The organism is Halothiobacillus sp. DCM-1 (assembly GCF_045689735.1).
Classification (GTDB): Bacteria; Pseudomonadota; Gammaproteobacteria; order Halothiobacillales; family Halothiobacillaceae; genus Halothiobacillus.
The window spans coordinates 1,282,116-1,299,776 of the sequence record NZ_CP142685.1; the positions used below are offsets into that span (position 1 = coordinate 1,282,116).

Sequence of the window (17,661 nt, forward strand, 5' to 3'; positions counted from 1 at the left end):
AGTTTACGCCATCTCGACCGGATCGACATCTATGGACCAACGCAGTCCGGCCAGACGGCGCTGGGGAAACGCCGCATCCAGGCCATGCAAGGCGGTTTGCAATGTCGGGCGATCTGGCGCCAGCAACAGTAACTGGAACCGATACCGCCCCGCACGCCGCGCCAACACCGCAGGCACAGGCCCCCATACGGCCAGCATGGGGTATGAGGAGGCAAGCCAATCGGCCATCTTCGTCAAGATCGCCGCGACGGCCTCGGCATCGAGTCCATCGGCGCGCAGCAAAGCGGCGGGTTGTACGGGCGGCAAACCGGCGGCAGCCCGCTCAGCCAGTAGTTGCTCGGCATATTGGCCATAGCCGTCCCGCAATAGACGCTGCAGCCCCGGATGATCCGGCTGGTGGGTTTGAATCAACACCTCGCCTAGACGATCCGCCCGCCCCGCTCGACCGGCCACCTGAATCAACTGCTGAGCAAATCGCTCGGGCGCGCGAAAGTCGCTGGCGAACAAGGCTTGATCCGCATCCACCACCGCCACCAGCGTGACCCCCGGAAAATCGTGTCCCTTGACCAGCAATTGCGTCCCCACGATCAACTGCGCCTGCCCCGAAGCAATCCGCGCCAAACGACGGTCCAGCTCCCCCACCCGCAGCAACGCATCCCGATCCAACCGCTCGATCCCGGCACCGGGAAACAGTCCGGTCAACGCATCTTCCAACTGTTCCGTCCCCAGTCCCACTGCCGACAAAGGCGCTGCACAAGCAGGACAGTGCGCGGGAACCGCTTGCTCGTGGCCGCAGTGATGACAGCGCAAACGCCCCGCCCGACGATGCCAGGTCATAAATGCATCGCAGTGGGGACAATCTGCCACCCAGCCACAGGCGTGGCACAAGAGACTTTGAGCATAACCGCGCCGATTGAGGAACAGCATGACCTGTCCACCGGCCTGCCAATGGCGTTCGATCGCTGCCCGCAGATCGAGCGACAACCCCGCGTGCATGGGTTGATGGCGCACATCGAGCAGGCGCATGCGGGGCATCACCGCCCCGGCGCGCGCGCGCGCGGGCAATTCCAGCCCACGGTACCGACCCAAAGAACGATTGCGCCACGATTCCAGCGAAGGCGTCGCTGAACCCAACACGACGGGCACAGCCAAATCCCGTGCGCGCCAGATGACCACATCGCGCGCGTGATAGCCCAGACCCTCCTGCTGTTTGAACGAGGCATCGTGTTCCTCATCAACCACGATGAGTCGTAGCGCCATCATCGGCTGGAACACGGCCGAACGCGTCCCGATCACCACGCGCGCCTGCCCGGTTCGCGCCGCCTGCCAGGCACGCAGTCGCTCGCCCTCGGCAAGGCCGGAATGCAGCACCGCCGGCACCAAGCCCAAGCGCGCGGAAAATCGGGCAACCAGTTGCGGTGTCAAGCCTATTTCCGGCACCAAAACCAGCGCCTGACCCCCTTCACGCACGACCTGCGCGATCAGCGCCAGATACACCTCAGTTTTGCCGCTGCCCGTCACCCCATCGAGCAGCCATACGCCGAATTCTGCCCGCGCCGACCACACCGCATCCACCGCCGCCTGCTGTGCGGCATTCAGTTGCACCGCAGCATGCGCCGGAGAGGGCAAGGCTTCGTCCCAGCGACCTTCAGCCTGCACGGTCTTTCGGCTGACCCAACCCAACGCCAGCAAGCGATTGCGCGTCGCATTGGGTACAGCCGGCAAATCCTCGCTGGCAAGCGCCACGCCCCGATCAGCCGCCGACCATAAAGCCGCCAGAAACAGCCGCTGCTGGGCACCCCGAATCTGCCCCGAATCCAACGCCGCCCGCCCCGCCGGGGTCAAGAACCAAAGAATCTGCTGTGGAACCTGGCCTTGCCGCAATGCCGGTGGAAACGCCGCCAGCACATAATCCCCCAAGGGGGCGTGGTAGTAATCGGCCGCCCAGGCCAGGCAACGCAAATCATGCGCCCGCAACAGCGGATAAGGATCCAGCACCGCATCCACCGCTTTGATTTCGAAGTCTCCCTCGGGCTCGTGCGTGATCTGCCATAACACCCCGACGACCGAACGCCGCCGCCCCAAGGGCACCTGTACCCGCGCGCCAGCCTGAGCACTGGCCGGTGCCCGATAAGTCAGCAGCATCCGCATGGGGCCTGGCAAGGCCACCGTCCAACATGCCGTCAGTGCATGATCTAATTCCATTGCGCCTCATCACATTCTCGGGAAACTCTGCTGAAATCCGCAGTTGCCCCAATCAACCCCTGCGGCAGCCATCATGCCGCGTTACGGTTGACAATACCGCATTGGCTCCGGATAATCCTGCGCCTGTTTGCGGGAATAGCTCAGCTGGTAGAGCGCAACCTTGCCAAGGTTGAGGTCGCGAGTTCGAACCTCGTTTCCCGCTCCATACCCGGCTGGATGTCAGAGTGGTTATGTCGCGGATTGCAAATCCGTTTACCTCGGTTCGATTCCGGGTCCAGCCTCCAAATACCGAAAACAACAGACCCGCCGCGCGCGGGTTTTTTGTTGCCCGAATCCTGCCCAAAATGTCATTGGCTATCACCAAGGGCGCCTCGAAAAGATCCGAACAACCCGGCTCACGCGGTCTGCGCGCTCACACCGATGAACGCAAGCCTTTGTCTACGCGCCAATCTGGCAGGACACTAAGCAACAGCCCGGCAAACACAATCGCCCCGCCGAGCCACTGCCCAGGGGTGGGCATCTGACCAAAACCCATGGCCGACAGCATGGCAAACACAGGCACGAGGTTCATGAATAATGCCGTACGCCCCGCGCCGAGCGCGGCAATGCCAGTATTCCAAAACAGATAAGCCAATACGGTACCAAACACGATCATCACGATCATCGCCCAGCCTGCCGTGGGTGACAGATTGACCGGGACGGGCGAGCTCATGGCCGCGACACCCAAGAGCACGAGCGCGCCAGCCGTCACGACAAACGCCGTATTCACCGGCGCAGAGACGGATTTCGGCATCAGCAACCGGGTCAGGACATTATAAAAAGCCCAGCACACATCGGCTGCCAGCATCAGGGCATCCCCAGGAACCAGAGAGAGTGTAAACAAACGCCCCAAATGCCCCTCGGTGATGACCACCAGCACCCCCGCCAAGGCAACCGGCAAGGCCAGTAACCGTTGCCAACCGGGATGTTCACCTAAAACCATCCAGGCTAGAAAAGTCGTGAGCAGTGGATTCGTCGCCATAATCAATGCTGCGGTATCTGCCGAGGCCGTACGCATGGCTTCAAAAAACAGCAGGTTAAAGCCACTGATCCCAATGATCCCGAGCAATAGATAACGCCAAGCGTTCGATCGCAGCACCAGCCAAAGCCGCGGGGTTGCCGGCATCATCACGACCCAGACCAGCAAAATGACCGCCGCGCCGCCAAAACGCCAGGCAGCCGAACCGGTGGGGGAAAAATCGGTCAGCACAAATCCCGCCAGTACGAAATTCAGCCCCCAAAAAACCGTCGCCAACAACAAAAGACCATATACCCCAAACACGCGCATTGACTACTCCTGGGGTTAACCCATCCCCATACAATCGGCACTTGGCTAACCAAATGATTTATATAAAAACGCAGAGCCAATCCGCTCTACCTATTCGGGACATGCTGTCCCCCGCGACAACGATAAAATGCGTTGAATGGCGTTTCCCTATGCGCCCGAGACCCACGCCGAAAAATCACTTGGCCTCACCCAACGAAATCAGGCTGCGCGGGATGCCCATAGAATAGATCGGTATAAAAAACCAATGGAACCGTCGGATCACCGCCCTCCGGCAGAACCAACCTACCGTGCATCACGAAACCATCGAGAAACGAACAAACTCAGGCAACACAATAGTGCAAAGCTTGCCTGTCTGACGGCTCTTACCGCACAATCACTAAAATTTTTCAGGTTGATTGACGAGACGCCCTCATGACCATCCAAGGCCACGATCTACAAAACACCATTCTTGGGCGAGAACTCAGTCCAGAGCAGTGCCAAATTCTGGCCGGGATTTGTGGTACGAAATCTATCGCGAATGGTCAGCTCTTGTTTGCGCAAGGCACCCGCAGCGATGCCTTGTTCGTGGTCACTGAAGGCCGTTTTGCGGTCAGCCGGGACACCGGGCGCGGGTTTAGTGACACGGTGCATCTGTTGGCACCGGGCGAACTCGCGGGCGAGTCCGGTTTTCTGGATGGTTCACCACACAGCGCCACCCTGCGCGCAGTGGGCGACGCCACGGTGCTGACGATTGAACGGGCACAATTTGAAGCCATGCTGATCGACCACCCCATCATCGTCTATAAGGTCATGCGGGCGATTGTTTATAGCATCCGGGAAATCACCCGCCGCATGTCTCAGCAACACCAGCAGATGCTGCAATATATCAATCAGGGTTGTGGGCGTTATTAAGGCACCTCGAAAAGGCTTCATCGCCTGCGCTCACTTCAGAGCTATTGCGCTTCCGTGCGCGGAAGCTGCACTGCTTCTCCCAGTCCTGACTCGCACATGGGCGAGCAGTTTGGGCGGATGGATCACAGGTGTGTTTGGATTCAATGTGGAAAGCTTCCATTAAGGGACTAAACTATAAATATCAATTTATTAGGAATAATAGGCCATGTTATCCACCTTTCGGCATTGTGAATATACATCTGTTTCAGTCTCTACTTAATGTTAGCTTTTTCTAGGGATGCCAATGAAGCTCGGAAAACTCAAAAAGATTGATTTGCGCGAGTACTGGAAACATGAGGCTTTAGATTTCACGCGCTGGCTTGCCGAACCAGAAAATCTCGATGACCTAGGGGACGAAATCGGTCTTGATATTGAGCTTATTCAAACTGAGGCTGGCGTAGGTCGTTTCAGTGCTGATATTCTTGCGCAGGAAGAAACTACGGGACGCAAGATTGTCATTGAAAATCAGCTTGAAACAACCGACCACAGTCACCTTGGACAGATTCTCACCTACGCTGCTGGCATAGAGGCCGAATACATCGTCTGGATCGTTAAGGATGTCAGAGATGAGCACAAACAGGCGGTGGATTGGCTGAACGAGCATACCGATGAGAAGTTAAACTTTTTCTTGGTTCGTATTGAACTTTGGCAAATTGGCTCATCTGATCCAGCACCCAAATTTGTTATCATCTCCCGCCCGAACGATTGGACAAAGTCTGTCCGCGGCTCTGTTCATGACCAGTCGGAACTATCGGACACCAAATTACTTCAGCTTGAGTTTTGGCAACAGCTCCGTGATTTCGCAGCTGCAAGCAAACCCCCACTAAAACTGCGCACACCTCGTGCCCAACATTGGTACGACGTTGCTATTGGCCGCTCCGATTGTCATGTCACATTGACAACCCTGACTGCGGAAAACCAGGTAGGTTGCGAGATATATATCCCGAACTCAAAAGAGCTCTTCAAAGCTTTTTATTCCAATAAAGAAGCCATAGAAAAAGCTTTGGAAATTGATGATCTATCTTGGCAAGAGTTACCCGATAAAAAGGCGAGCCGCATCAGAGCATTTCACGAGTTCGATTTCGCAAGCCAGCAGCGCGAGGAAGCATTTACTTGGCTTGTACAAACATCCAATAAATTCAAGAGCGTTTTTTCAAAACCATGGCCACTACAAAGTCAAAGCTAACATGGCGGTCAGGCGGGACGCACCAAAAAGCGGCACGCCCCTTACTTTTAAGTTAGCCTCACCGATGAACAGGAGAACATCAGGTGGGTACCCCCAATTTTTAGCGGAGCCCAAAAGTAGGGTTTACGCGGCCATGAGAGCCGCTTGCCTCATTGGCTTTTCTGGGTAGATTCACGCGATCAATTCATCTGCTCCGCCCAGTTGACCGCCTCGACATACAACTGTGGCGCTACGGCATTGAGCTGTTCCGTCACTTCGTCGCCTTCTAGCCAGACGCCGCGCTCGTAAAAAATCACATATTCCAGAATTTCCCCCAAGGAGCCTTCCCGGCTGACCAAGGCGCTGGCGATGCTGTCCGAAAGCGGCAATTCGTCGACGATTTGTCGGATCGGTTGGTCATAAAACGCATCCAGGGTGGAAAATAGCCCCACCATAAACGCGGACGGGGGGCTGGCCATCCCGGTTTTCTTCGCCAGCAATTCCGCGAAGCGCGCGCGAATCATGGCGGTTTTGATGAGTGCCGGCGGTTTGCCGTCCACCCCCGTCAGTGCGGAGAGATACACCATACTACGGATCGTATTCAGGCCGAGCATACGCACCGCATCGGCCACAGACTCGACCTTACGACGCATGCCGATGGCGGCTGAGTTCACCAGACGCAGCAGGCGGTAGGTCAACGCGAGGTCGGTGTTGATTTTTTCGGTGACCGCATCCATGGCGACATTTTCGTCTTGCAGCAGGATCAGCAGGCTCAGCAGGTTCGCTTTGTTCGCGCGGATGGATTGACGAATGATCATTTCCGGGCGTGCATAAAAATGCCCTTGGAAGAAATCCACGCCGGCTGCTTTCAGCAGTTCAAAATCCGACCATTCCTCGACCTTTTCAGCCACCACTTTCAGGCCGGCGGCATGGGCTTTTTCAACCGTCTGCGCGATTTTCTCCGCCCCTTCACTGAGCACATCCAGCTTCACATAATGGGCAGCCGCGACGCAGGGGAGGCTCAAATCATCCGCAGGAAAATCATCGAGCGCCAAGCGGAAACCGGACGCCTTGAGCGCATTCATGGCGCCCGCCGTGGACTCGTTACACTCCACCGTTTCAAGAATTTCGAGCACCAACTGGCGGGAAGAGATGCCTTTGAGCACTTCGTTGAACAGAAGTTTGAGCGGCACATTGACAAAGGCCTGCTGGGTTCCCACCAGGATATCCAGGCCGATTTCCGTCAAAGCATTAATGACCACGGAAGCCGTGGCCTGATTCGAATTGCTGATACGGGCGACCTGATCGACATCCTGCGCACGGTAGAGCAGTTCGTAGCCCATCGTGACCAAATCTCGATCAACGATTGGCTGCCGCGCCAACCGAATATGCTGAATCAATCCCGGTGTCGTCTGCATATACTCAACCCGTCGTTGCCTGCTTCTTACCCGTTAAGATAACCCAAGCCGCTGGATCCTGCGAATGCGGCTGATTATTCCGGAAGCCCCTTCATGGATAACCGCATCCGCCCCTGTTTATCGAGCTCCAGCAAGACGACCCGCACGGTATCCCCTTCGTGGAGCACATCGGCAACGCGCTCGATGCGCTCATCGCTGATCTGGGAAATATGCACTAGCCCATCCCGACCCGGCAGGATATTCACGAAGGCGCCAAAATCCACGATCCGCACGACTTTGCCTTCATAGACCTTGCCCACTTCGGGATCAATCGCAATCGCCTCGACTCGACGCCGTGCTTCCGCACCGGCTTCCCCAGAGGGTGCCGTAATGGTGACCTGCCCCTCGTCACTGAGATCGATCTGGGTGCCGGTGTCCCGAGTAATCCCCTGAATCGTCGCCCCACCCTTGCCAATCACTTCCCGAATCTTTTCCGGGTTAATTTTGAAGCGGATGAATTGGGGCGCATTCGCGGACGGCGTTGCGCGCGGCGCGGGCAGCGCGGCCTGCATCAACGACAAAATGTGCAAACGGCCAGTTCGCGCCTGTGCCAGTGCCTGCGCCATGATCTCCCGGGTGATCCCCTGAATTTTGATGTCCATTTGCAGCGCGGTCACGCCCTCTGCCGTACCGGCGACCTTGAAATCCATATCGCCCAGATGATCCTCGTCGCCCAGAATATCGGTCAGCACGACAAAGCGATCCCCTTCCTTGATCAAGCCCATGGCAATGCCGGCAACCGGCGCCGTCAAGGCGACACCCGCATCCATCATCGATAACGACGCCCCGCAGACGCTGGCCATCGAGCTCGATCCGTTGGATTCGGTAATTTCCGACACAACCCGCAGTGTGTAAGGCGAATCTTCCGGCTTTGGCAGAACTGCCTTCACGCCGCGCCGCGCCAAATTGCCATGACCGATTTCACGGCGCTTCGGTGCGCCAAACCGACCGATCTCGCCCACGCTGAAGGGCGGGAAGTTATAGTGAAAAATGAAGCTGTCCTTGTATTCCCCCACGACCGCGTCGATCAGCTGGGCATCGCGCGCCGAACCGAGCGTCGTGATCACCAGCGCTTGCGTTTCGCCCCGGGTAAACAACGCCGAACCATGCACACGCGGCAACACACCCGTGCGAATCGTAATCGGCCGCACGGTATGCACATCACGCCCATCGATCCGGGGGACGCCATCGAGTACCCGACGACGCACAATCTGAGATTCGATCTGCCCGAACAGCGCCAGAATCTCTTTGGCGGAGACTGAAGAATCCTCGGCGAAAAAGGCAACGGCTTCATCCCGCAACGCAGACAATCGTTCATAACGCTGCTGCTTGTCTGCTTGCTGATACGCCGCCTCGACCGCTGCGCCCCAGCGCGCAAGAATCTGATCCGTAACGACCGCATTCGGTACCGGGGGCGTCCATGCCATCGTCGGTCGCCCCGCCGCCTGTGCCAGGCGCTCGATCGCAGCCACCGCCGCGCGCGCCGCGTTATGACCGAACATCACGGCATCAAGCATCACCGCTTCCGGCAAACATGCTGCTTCCGATTCGACCATCAGCACCGCATCCGCCGTACCCGCCACCACCAGATCCAACCGCGAATTCGCCATTGCAGAACGGGCAGGGTTGAGCACAAATTGTTCGTCGATATAACCCACCCGCGCGGCACCCAAGGCAACCGAAAACGGCAATCCGGCCAAGGCCAGCGCCGCCGATGCCCCCAGCATGGCGGGCACATCGGCCTCGACCTCCGGATCGAGCGACAGCACTTGGGCAATCACCTGCACTTCGTTAAAGAACCCGTCGGGAAATAGGGGGCGCAACGGACGATCGATCAATCGGGCGATCAGCGTTTCATTCTCGGTCGAACGCCCCTCCCGCTTCATAAATCCGCCGGGAATCCGGCCGGCCGCATAAAATTTTTCCTGATATTCGACCGTGAGCGGCAAAAAATCTTGGCCGGGCTCAGGCTGGGATGCGACGACGGCGGTGACCAGCACGACGGTATCCCCCATCTGAACCATGACTGCGCCGCTCGCTTGCCGGGCGATTTCCCCCGTCGTCAAACTCACCGGCCAACGGCCATAGTCAAAGCGTTCTGTTACCACAGCCACGACATCCTCTCTTTGCAATCAATTACCGCCTGGCCGAATGAACCTGACACCAGAGCGGGTTAAAAAAACAATCCCGGCACAAGACCGGGATTCGACAAGGTATTACTGTTTGAGCGCCATCCATCCGGGTGCGCTCGACCGTCCGGTCTTATTTACGCAGCCCCAAACGGCCAATCAACGCCTGATAACGGGACAGATCTTTGGATTTCAGGTAATCCAGCAGCTTGCGGCGTTGGTTTACCAGCTTGAGCAGACCCCGACGGGAATGATGGTCATTTTTGTGCGTCGCGAAATGCTCGGTCAAATGCACAATGCGATTGGTCAGCAGCGCGACCTGAACTTCCGGTGAACCGGTATCATTGGCGCCGCGGCTGTAGTCGGCCAGAATCTGAGCCTTGGTTTCAGTTGTCAAAGACATGGATTTTCTCCAAACACCTGGGGAAATTTACAATAAAAACCATCAGAATTGAGCCGTCCACGCCCGCCTCGATGGGTGACCGGAACCCCGATCTCATCACGACGCAAACAAGCGTCGCGGTGCCACTCGCCCGTCGTCCAGACACTCCCCCATCCCCAGGAAGCGGCGTGCCGGATCATACAAACGAAACCAACCCGATTGCGGCGCCTTGGCCACAAACACGGGATGACCGTGGCGAATGTGATACGCACTCTCTTCATCCAGTGCAACCACTGGATAGCCGGACAATGCAGAATCGGTCGGCAGAATAGCACGATCCCAGGGATTTTCCTCGCCAGAATCGGCCAGCGCCGTTAATTCTTCAATCGTCCAAAGCCGTTCGGCCGCAAGGTCGGCAATCGTGCCCTCCGCTTCCGGTGCGAGCCAATGCCCCACACCAACCCGCCGCAAGGATTCGACCACCGCGCCACAACCAATCGCTTCGCCGATGTCTTCGATCAGGGTACGGATGTACGCCCCCTTACTCGAATGCACCAGAAGATCAAAAGTCTGCCCATCGAAACGGGTCAGATCAATGCGATAAAAATGGATGGGGCGGGGTTTGCGCTCAACGGTTTCGCCGGCGCGCGCCAGATCATATAACCGCTTGCCATCAACTTTCAGGGCGGAATACATCGGCGGAATCTGTGTCACCAGCCCGCGAAAACGCGCAATCACCGTGTCCAGTTCCGCTTCGCTCAAGACCGGAACCGGACGCTCGTCGATCACGGCGCCTTCTCGGTCGCCCGTTTCTGTCCGCACCCCCAGTCGTCCGGTCACACGGTACACCTTATCGGCATCGAGCAATAAGCCAGACACTTTGGTCGCCTGACCAAAACACAAGGGCAGCATGCCCGTGGCGGCTGGATCGAGACTTCCCGTATGCCCGGCCTTGGCGGCGTTGAACAGCCGTTTGACCCGCTGTAAAGCCTGATTGGAACTCAATCCCAAGGGTTTATCGAGCAAGAGAATGCCATTGATCTCCAAACCGCGACGACGACGGCTCATTCACCACCTCCATCGCCCTCAGTCGCGCCATCCACTTCGCCCCCCGACTCATGCCGTCGTACGGCGGCAATCAGCGCATCCATCTGCATCCCCCGCTCGATGGATTCATCAAAGTGGAAGCTGAGCTTCGGCACACTGCGCAGGCGCAACCGATGCGCCAGCTCGGTGCGTAACCCGCCCGCCGAAGCGTCCAGCCACGCCTGCGCCCGTTCCCGATCGGCGGCACTCAGCACGCTGTAAAACACCTTGGCATAACTCAAATCACGGGTGACTTCGCAATCGGTCACGGTGAGCAGGCTCAAACCAGCCTGCCGCACCCCATCGCGCAGCAACTCGGCGATTTCACGTTGAATCTGCTCCGCCACCCGTTGATGACGGCCATAGCCCTGCGCCATGCGCAATCTCCACTCGTCAGTCGAGGGTGCGCTGAACTTCGACGCGCTCGAATACTTCGATCACATCCCCCACGCGCACATCGTTGTAGTTTTTGACGCCAATCCCGCAATCGAAGCCCGCTCGAACCTCCTGCACATCGTCTTTAAACCGACGCAGCGATTCGAGTTCGCCCTCGTAAATGACCACATTTTCACGCAGCACCCGGATGGGATTGCCTCGCCGGATGACCCCTTCCGTCACCATCGAACCGGCAATTGCGCCAAATTTCGGCGAACGGAAAACATCGCGCACCTCGGCCAGTCCGACGATTTTCTCCTGGGTTTCCATGCCCAACAGGCCAGACATCGCCTGTTTCACATCGTCAATCATTTCGTAGATGATGCTGTAATAACGAATTTCGATGTTTTGTGCCTGCGCCAGCTTGCGGGCAGAGGCTTCCGCGCGCACATTGAAGCCGATCATGATCGCATTCGAGGTGGCCGCGAGATTGACATCCGATTCGCTGATTCCACCGACCGCGCTCATCAGCACATTGACGCGCACTTCATCGGTCGAGAGCTTGAGCAGGCTGTCACGAATCGCTTCCGCCGAGCCCTGCACATCGGCCTTGACCAGCACATTCAGCGTGGCAACTTCGCCTTCTTTCATCTGTTCAAACAGATTTTCCAGCTTGGTCGACTGCTGACTGGCCAAACGGGTATCGCGGAATTTGCCGGCGCGGAACAGGGCGATTTCACGCGCCTTCCGCTCATCTTCCACCACGACAAGATCGTCACCGGCCTGAGGTGTCCCCGACAAACCAATAATGACAGCCGGGATCGATGGGCCGGCCGATTCGATGGGATTGCCATTTTCATCCAGCAGGGCACGCACCCGGCCAAACTCTGAACCGACCAGCACCACATCGCCTTTATTGAGCGTGCCGCTGCGCACCAGGATCGTCGCCACCGGCCCCCGTCCTTTCTCCAGAGAGGATTCAACAACGTTGCCTTTGGCATGCCCCTCAACGGGCGCCTTGAGTTCCAGCAGCTCCGCCTGAATCAGCACCGCATCCAAGAGCGCGTCGATGCCCTGTCCCGTCTTAGCGGAAACCGGGACAAACTGCGTATCGCCGCCCCACTCCTCGGAAATGACTTCGAGCTGGGACAGTTCACTACGCACGCGCTCCAAATCAATGTTGGGCTTGTCAATTTTGTTGATGGCGACCACGAGGGGGACGCCCGCTGCGCGCGCATGCTGAACAGCCTCTTTGGTTTGCGGCATCACACCGTCGTCGGCCGCAACGACCAAAATCACGATATCCGTGACGCTGGCACCCCGCGCCCGCATGGCGGTGAACGCCGCGTGACCCGGTGTATCCAGAAAGCTGATAACCCCGCGATCGGTTTGCACATGATAGGCACCGATGTGCTGGGTGATCCCCCCCGCTTCCCCCGACGCCACCTTGGCGCGGCGGATATAGTCCAGTAGCGAGGTCTTGCCGTGATCGACATGCCCCATGACGGTCACGACCGGCGGCCGTGGTTTCGCCACGCCCTGTTCGATGGCGGCAAGCAACTCGGTTTCCAATGAGTCATCACTCTGCCCGATGCCGGTGTGCCCCATTTCTTCAACCACCAGCAAGGCAGTGTCTTGATCCAGCATCTGGTTGATCGTCGCCATCACGCCCATGCCAAACAGGGTTTTAACGACATCGATCCCCTTGACCGACATTTTCAAGGCCAGATCCGAGACGGAAATAGTTTCCGGCACCACCACCTCGCGCACGACCGGCGCCGTGGGCTTTTCAAAATTCGAAACCTGCTGGCGATTGGCTGAGCCTACTTGTCGTGACGCCGGTTTTTTTGCCCGACGCGCGCGCCGCTCTTCTGCGCCAGCGCCCAAATGTAATTCAGCCCGGTTCGCTTTTTCTTCACGCTCATGCCGCCCTTTGCCACCGTGCTTCGCGCCTTTTTTTCGCTCCGCATCGTCTGCACTATCCACCGGTGCCGCTGTTCGGATCGCTGGCTTCGCGCCCGCCGACGGCGCGGTGCGCGGCTTGGGCGCAACACCGGGCGCATCCGACGGCATCGCAATAATCCGGAGGCGTGGCTTGGCACGCTCACTCACTTCAGCGGGGGATGCCTCGGCGACTGTAGCGTCCTCGGCAACCTCTACCGTCGGTTCAGCCGATTCGACCAACTCAACCCGTTCGACATGGTCTGCGGTGATCGGCTCCGCTGCCACCGGCACAGTGTCGTCACGCACCGAATCAACCGGTGTCGCTGTCGCCTCGACCGGGGCAACCACCGGGGTTGAAGGCACTTCGATGTCATGCAGGTCGGGGGTCGGTTTTCCTGTTATCGGAGACTTTTCCGCAGGCGACACGACAGCGGTCGTCGCTGGCGGCACTTCACGCGCCACATAGGTTTTCCGGGTTCGATATTCCACCGCTACGGTTTTACCGCGCGTGGCGCTGCCGCCACCCACCTTGATCTCTTCCTGCTTTTTGCGTTGCAAAGTGATCTTGGTGGTTTTTTCGCCTGCACTACCAGCCGCCGATTGACGCAAATAGGCCAACAACTTCATTTTATCAGCATCGCTGATGACCGCATCCACCGAGTGGGCAGAAATGCCCGCCTCGGCCAGCTGAACCAACAACCGCTCGGGCGTCGTTTTTACGGATTCAGCGAGTTCTTTTACCGTGACCTCGGACATGCTCTCTCCTGTGGTCTCATCAATTCAAAAAAGGGTGGCGTTTAGGCAAACCAGGGCGCACGCGCGGCCATGATGAGCGAATGAGCCAAGGCTTCGTCCACGCCCTCAAAGGCCATCAGTTCGTCAATCGAAAGCTCTGCCAGATCGTCCGTGGTGGTGATTCCAGCGGCTTGCAAGGCGGTCAGCAGGGAATCGGTCATGCCATCCAACCCTTCGAGCGTCAATTCAGTCGCAGGCTCGTCGCCCGAAATCGCCTGAGCCAACAGCGCGTCCTGCGCGCGATTACGCAGCTCGTCAACGATTGACTCATCAAAACCGTCCACATCAAGCAATTCCGCAACGGGGACATAGGCGATTTCCTCCAGCGAGGAGAAACCCGCTTCCACCAACACCGTCGCCACATCTTCATCCACATCGAGTTGCCGCATGAATTCCTCGATGGCGCGGCGGGCCTCGCGCTCACCTTTCGCGGTGGCCTCGTCCTCGCCCATAACATTCAGGTGCCAACCGGTCAGCTGGCTCGCCAAACGGACATTTTGCCCGCCCCGACCAATCGCCTGCGAGAGTTTTTCTTCGGTGACCGCGACATCCATGCTGTGCCGGTCTTCATCCACGACGATCGAGACGACTTCGGCCGGTGACATCGCATTGATGACAAACTGTGCCGGATTAGCATCCCAAATGATGATGTCCACCCGCTCACCGCTCAGCTCGTTGGTCACGGATTGCACGCGGGAGCCCCGCATGCCGACACAGGTGCCCACGGGATCGATGCGCCCATCGCGGGTGTGCACGGCGATTTTGGCTCGCAGCCCCGGATCCCGCGCCGCGCCCTTGATTTCAATCAAGCCCTGATCGATTTCCGGCACTTCGAGCTTGAACAGCTCGATCAAAAATTCCGGCATGGTTCGGCTGACGAACAGTTGCGGGCCACGCGGTTCATGCCGCACATCGAACAGGTAGCCGCGCAGACGATCACCCGGACGCACTGCCTCGCGGCCAATCATGTGCTCGCGCGGCACCAGCGCCTCGATGTTGCCGCCGAGGTCGAGAATCACATTGCCCCGGTCGATTCGTTTGATCAGACCCATGATCAAACTGCCCTTGCGATCGATATATTGATCGACCACCTGGCGGCGTTCAGCCTCGCGCACCTTTTGCACGATGACCTGTTTGGCGGCCTGGGCAGCGATGCGGCCAAACTCGACCGACTCGATTTCTTCTTCTACATAATCACCCGGCTGAATTGTCGGCTCATCGAGGCGGGCGGCCTCCAGAATCATTTCGCGCTCGGGATGCTCGGAAGACTCCCCCTCAACCACCAACCAGCGACGGAAGGTGCGGTAATCCCCGGTATCCCGGTTGATTTCCACCCGCGTATCGATGTCGCCGCCGTGGCGTTTGCGCGCAGCCTGAGCCAACGCGGCCTCGATGGCTTCGAAAATCTCAGCACGGTTTACGCCTTTTTCATTCGAAACCGCATCGGCTACAAAAAGAATCTCTTTACTCATATCAGCACATTCCTGGCATCAATTCGACGCGCGCCGCGCAGGACGGTCGCGTTTGGCGTCACCAAAATCAAAAACGAGATTTGCCCGTTCCACTTCCTCATAGGCGAAGGCAATTTCAATCCCTTCTGCCGCAATCTGCATGCGAATCTGCTCGCCCTCAACACCGAGGATCTCCCCCTCGATCCGGCGACGCTGCTGTATCGGCCGACGCAATCGCACCCGCGCCACGCGCCCCACGAACTCCGCAAAATCTGTCGCACGGAATAACGGCCGCTCCAGCCCCGGCGAGGAAACCTCCAGCCGGTAAAATCCCGGGAAGGGGTCTTCGACATCCAGAACGCCACTCACCGCATCACTCACCACGGTGCAGTCATCCAGCGTAATCCCTTCGGGACGGTCAATATACACGCGGAGCAAACCATCCGGCCCGCCGCGAAACTCACCGCCCACCCAACGGTAACCGGCTGCAGTCACCACGGGGGCCAACAGGGCTTCGATTGACTCAGGAATCTTCTGCATGCCAGCGCCTAAAAATAAAAAAGCCCCATAAGGGGCCCGTTGTTCTATTGCAACAGACACTCAGCACTCAGAGCATCCCGTCGCGTTTCAATTCGGGGCGCAAACTATACCCCGGAAACGCCTGTGCTTGCAATGCCTGCACGGCGCATCAGATCATTCATTGCATTTTTTCGCGGATGCTATCGAGCACATTTTTCGTCGCATCTTTCGTGGCATCCAGAGCGCGTCCCGTGACAGCCTTGGTTTCATCCCATGCGCTCCCTGCGGTAGATTTGGTTTTATGCCAGACGGCCGCCGCCGCGCCTTTCGCAGATTGCCACCAGGTTTCATCCGCCTGCGGATACTGGCGTGCCTCACTGATCGGCTCGTTGAGGTGCACGAGATAGCGCACTTTATCGAGCGAGCCCTCCCGCTCGGTCTGCACCCAGAATTTTCCCCGCTCGACATACAGCGAGCGACCGCCAACATCACCAACCCCGTGATCCATCTCGATCACCAAACCGGCAATCGTCATCCCTTGATCGACGATGACATTTTCCACTTCACCCACGGTGGCGCTATTGCCTGCCGCAACCACCTTGGCGTCCATCAATGCCTTCATGGAATACAGGCTGTCCGCCGCATTTGCCCCGCCCATCACGCCGCAGAACAGCGCCACGACCCAGATTGACTGATTGATTTTCATGCCATCTCCCGTTGAGCTGAACTTTCATTCGCCGCGCAGATCGTCCCAGAACCGCTTGACCGTATCAAGCCAACCCCGCTCTTTGGGGCGATGCCGCTCGGCAATTTCCGCGCCCTGCTCGCCCAGCAATGACCGCTCGAAAGCGTGCAGCAACTCGCGCTGTTCCGTGGTCAGGTTCACGGGCGTTTCAATATGAACCCGCACCATCAAGTCCCCCGGCGCCCCGCCACGAACCGGCGCAACGCCCTTGCCGCGCAAGCGGAACACCTTGCCTGTCTGCGTTTCTGACGGAATCTTCAGCGACAGTCGGCCATCCAGCGTCGGCACTTCGATTTCGCCGCCCAAGGCCGCGGTAACAAAGCTGATGGGCAAGTCGCACAGCAAATCGGCATCGTTGCGCTGAAAAATTGGGTGGGGCTTCACTTCGATCAAGACATACAAGTCACCCGCCGGACCACCTTTTTCCCCCGGCGCGCCCTCCCCACTGTGCCGCAGCCGATCGCCGGTATCCACGCCCGGTGGAATTTTGATCGACAGCGTTTTCTGGGTTTCTACCCGACCTGCGCCATGACAGGCCGTACACGGGTCTTCGATGATTTCACCACTGCCCCCGCAGGTCGGACACGGCTGCTGGATGGAAAAGAATCCCTGCTGCACCCGTACCACACCGGCGCCTTTGCAAGTACCACAGGTCTTCTTGCCGGTACCGGGTTTTGCCCCGCTGCCATGACAAACGCCACACTCCTCCGTGGTCGGAATTTTGATTTCGACCGTGGTGCCGCGCACCGCTTCTTCGAGCGTGATCTTGAGGTGGTACTGCATGTCCGCCCCGCGATACGCCCGAGCACCACCACGGCCACCGCCAAAAATATCCCCGAACACTTCACCGAAAATATCGGCAAAACCGGCACCGCCAAAGCCGGCGCCGCCGCCGCTCATGTTCGGGTTGACACCGGCATGACCAAACTGATCGTAAGCCGCACGCTTCTGCGCATCCGACAGGGTTTCAAAGGCTTCTTTCGCTTCCTTGAATTTCTCCTCGGCAGAAGGATCATCCGGATTGCGATCCGGGTGATATCGCATGGCAAGTCGTCGGTACGCTTTTTTGAGTTCGTCGCCCGATGCAGTGCGCTCGACTTCCAAGACTTCGTAATAACAGCGTTTCGTAGACATAACAGCTCAATCAATAA

At 58.2% G+C, this 17,661-nt stretch carries 14 protein-coding genes and 2 tRNA genes; 4 read left to right on the forward strand and 12 right to left on the reverse strand.

Annotation, left to right across the window (positions count from 1 at the left end):
- Positions 1-3: 3 nt before the first annotated feature.
- On the reverse strand, positions 4-2,205 hold the full coding sequence (locus VOI35_RS06060; RefSeq protein ID WP_407275176.1) for a primosomal protein N': 2,202 nt from the start codon (positions 2,203-2,205) through the stop codon (positions 4-6).
- 129 nt (positions 2,206-2,334) lie between these two features.
- Between VOI35_RS06060 and VOI35_RS06065 the strand changes: the two genes are divergently transcribed.
- A tRNA-Gly gene (locus VOI35_RS06065) sits at positions 2,335-2,410 on the forward strand.
- Between the two features lie 5 nt (positions 2,411-2,415).
- Positions 2,416-2,489, forward strand: a tRNA-Cys gene (locus VOI35_RS06070).
- A 128-nt stretch (positions 2,490-2,617) separates the two neighbouring features.
- Here VOI35_RS06070 and VOI35_RS06075 read toward each other — a convergent pair.
- Positions 2,618-3,532, reverse strand: a complete 915-nt coding sequence (locus VOI35_RS06075; RefSeq protein WP_407275177.1) for a DMT family transporter — start codon at positions 3,530-3,532, stop codon at positions 2,618-2,620.
- 411 nt (positions 3,533-3,943) lie between these two features.
- Here VOI35_RS06075 and VOI35_RS06080 point away from each other — a divergent pair, with 411 nt between their 5' ends.
- Together VOI35_RS06080 and VOI35_RS06085 are read left to right on the forward strand one after the other, a co-directional pair.
- A complete protein-coding gene (locus tag VOI35_RS06080; protein WP_407275178.1) occupies positions 3,944-4,423 on the forward strand; it encodes a Crp/Fnr family transcriptional regulator in 480 nt (159 codons plus the stop codon).
- Between the two features lie 283 nt (positions 4,424-4,706).
- Positions 4,707-5,648: a DUF4268 domain-containing protein gene (locus VOI35_RS06085; protein WP_407275179.1), complete on the forward strand. Its 942-nt coding sequence runs from the start codon at positions 4,707-4,709 to the stop codon at positions 5,646-5,648.
- A 179-nt stretch (positions 5,649-5,827) separates the two neighbouring features.
- On the opposite strand, the gene VOI35_RS06090 is transcribed toward VOI35_RS06085, so the two are convergent.
- From VOI35_RS06090 to dnaJ, 10 genes are all read right to left on the reverse strand, one after another.
- Positions 5,828-7,045 carry an EAL and HDOD domain-containing protein gene (locus tag VOI35_RS06090; protein ID WP_407275180.1) on the reverse strand — a complete coding sequence of 406 codons (1,218 nt, stop codon included), beginning with the start codon at positions 7,043-7,045 and terminating at the stop codon, positions 5,828-5,830.
- Between the two features lie 74 nt (positions 7,046-7,119).
- The gene (gene pnp, locus VOI35_RS06095; protein ID WP_407275181.1) at positions 7,120-9,198 is read right to left on the reverse strand and encodes a polyribonucleotide nucleotidyltransferase; all 2,079 of its coding nucleotides are present in this window, start codon (positions 9,196-9,198) and stop codon (positions 7,120-7,122) included.
- A 148-nt stretch (positions 9,199-9,346) separates the two neighbouring features.
- Positions 9,347-9,616: a 30S ribosomal protein S15 gene (gene rpsO / locus VOI35_RS06100; RefSeq protein WP_407275182.1), complete on the reverse strand. Its 270-nt coding sequence runs from the start codon at positions 9,614-9,616 to the stop codon at positions 9,347-9,349.
- Positions 9,617-9,712: 96 nt separating this feature from the next.
- Complete coding sequence (truB, locus tag VOI35_RS06105; protein WP_407275183.1) at positions 9,713-10,663, reverse strand: tRNA pseudouridine(55) synthase TruB; 951 nt, start codon at positions 10,661-10,663, stop codon at positions 9,713-9,715.
- Positions 10,660-11,058 carry a 30S ribosome-binding factor RbfA gene (rbfA, locus tag VOI35_RS06110; protein WP_407275184.1) on the reverse strand — a complete coding sequence of 133 codons (399 nt, stop codon included), beginning with the start codon at positions 11,056-11,058 and terminating at the stop codon, positions 10,660-10,662. The genes truB and rbfA overlap by 4 nt, the downstream gene beginning before the upstream one ends.
- Positions 11,059-11,074: 16 nt before the next feature.
- Positions 11,075-13,756: a translation initiation factor IF-2 gene (gene infB / locus VOI35_RS06115; RefSeq protein ID WP_407275185.1), complete on the reverse strand. Its 2,682-nt coding sequence runs from the start codon at positions 13,754-13,756 to the stop codon at positions 11,075-11,077.
- 41 nt (positions 13,757-13,797) lie between these two features.
- Positions 13,798-15,267, reverse strand: a complete 1,470-nt coding sequence (gene nusA, locus VOI35_RS06120) for a transcription termination factor NusA (RefSeq protein WP_407275186.1) — start codon at positions 15,265-15,267, stop codon at positions 13,798-13,800.
- Positions 15,268-15,285: 18 nt separating this feature from the next.
- Positions 15,286-15,786, reverse strand: coding sequence for a ribosome maturation factor RimP (gene rimP, locus VOI35_RS06125; RefSeq protein ID WP_407275187.1), 501 nt, complete (start codon positions 15,784-15,786; stop codon positions 15,286-15,288).
- Between the two features lie 157 nt (positions 15,787-15,943).
- Positions 15,944-16,471, reverse strand: coding sequence for a hypothetical protein (locus VOI35_RS06130; protein ID WP_407275188.1), 528 nt, complete (start codon positions 16,469-16,471; stop codon positions 15,944-15,946).
- Positions 16,472-16,495: 24 nt separating this feature from the next.
- Positions 16,496-17,644, reverse strand: coding sequence for a molecular chaperone DnaJ (dnaJ, locus tag VOI35_RS06135; RefSeq protein WP_407275189.1), 1,149 nt, complete (start codon positions 17,642-17,644; stop codon positions 16,496-16,498).
- Between the last annotated feature and the right edge of the window lie 17 nt (positions 17,645-17,661).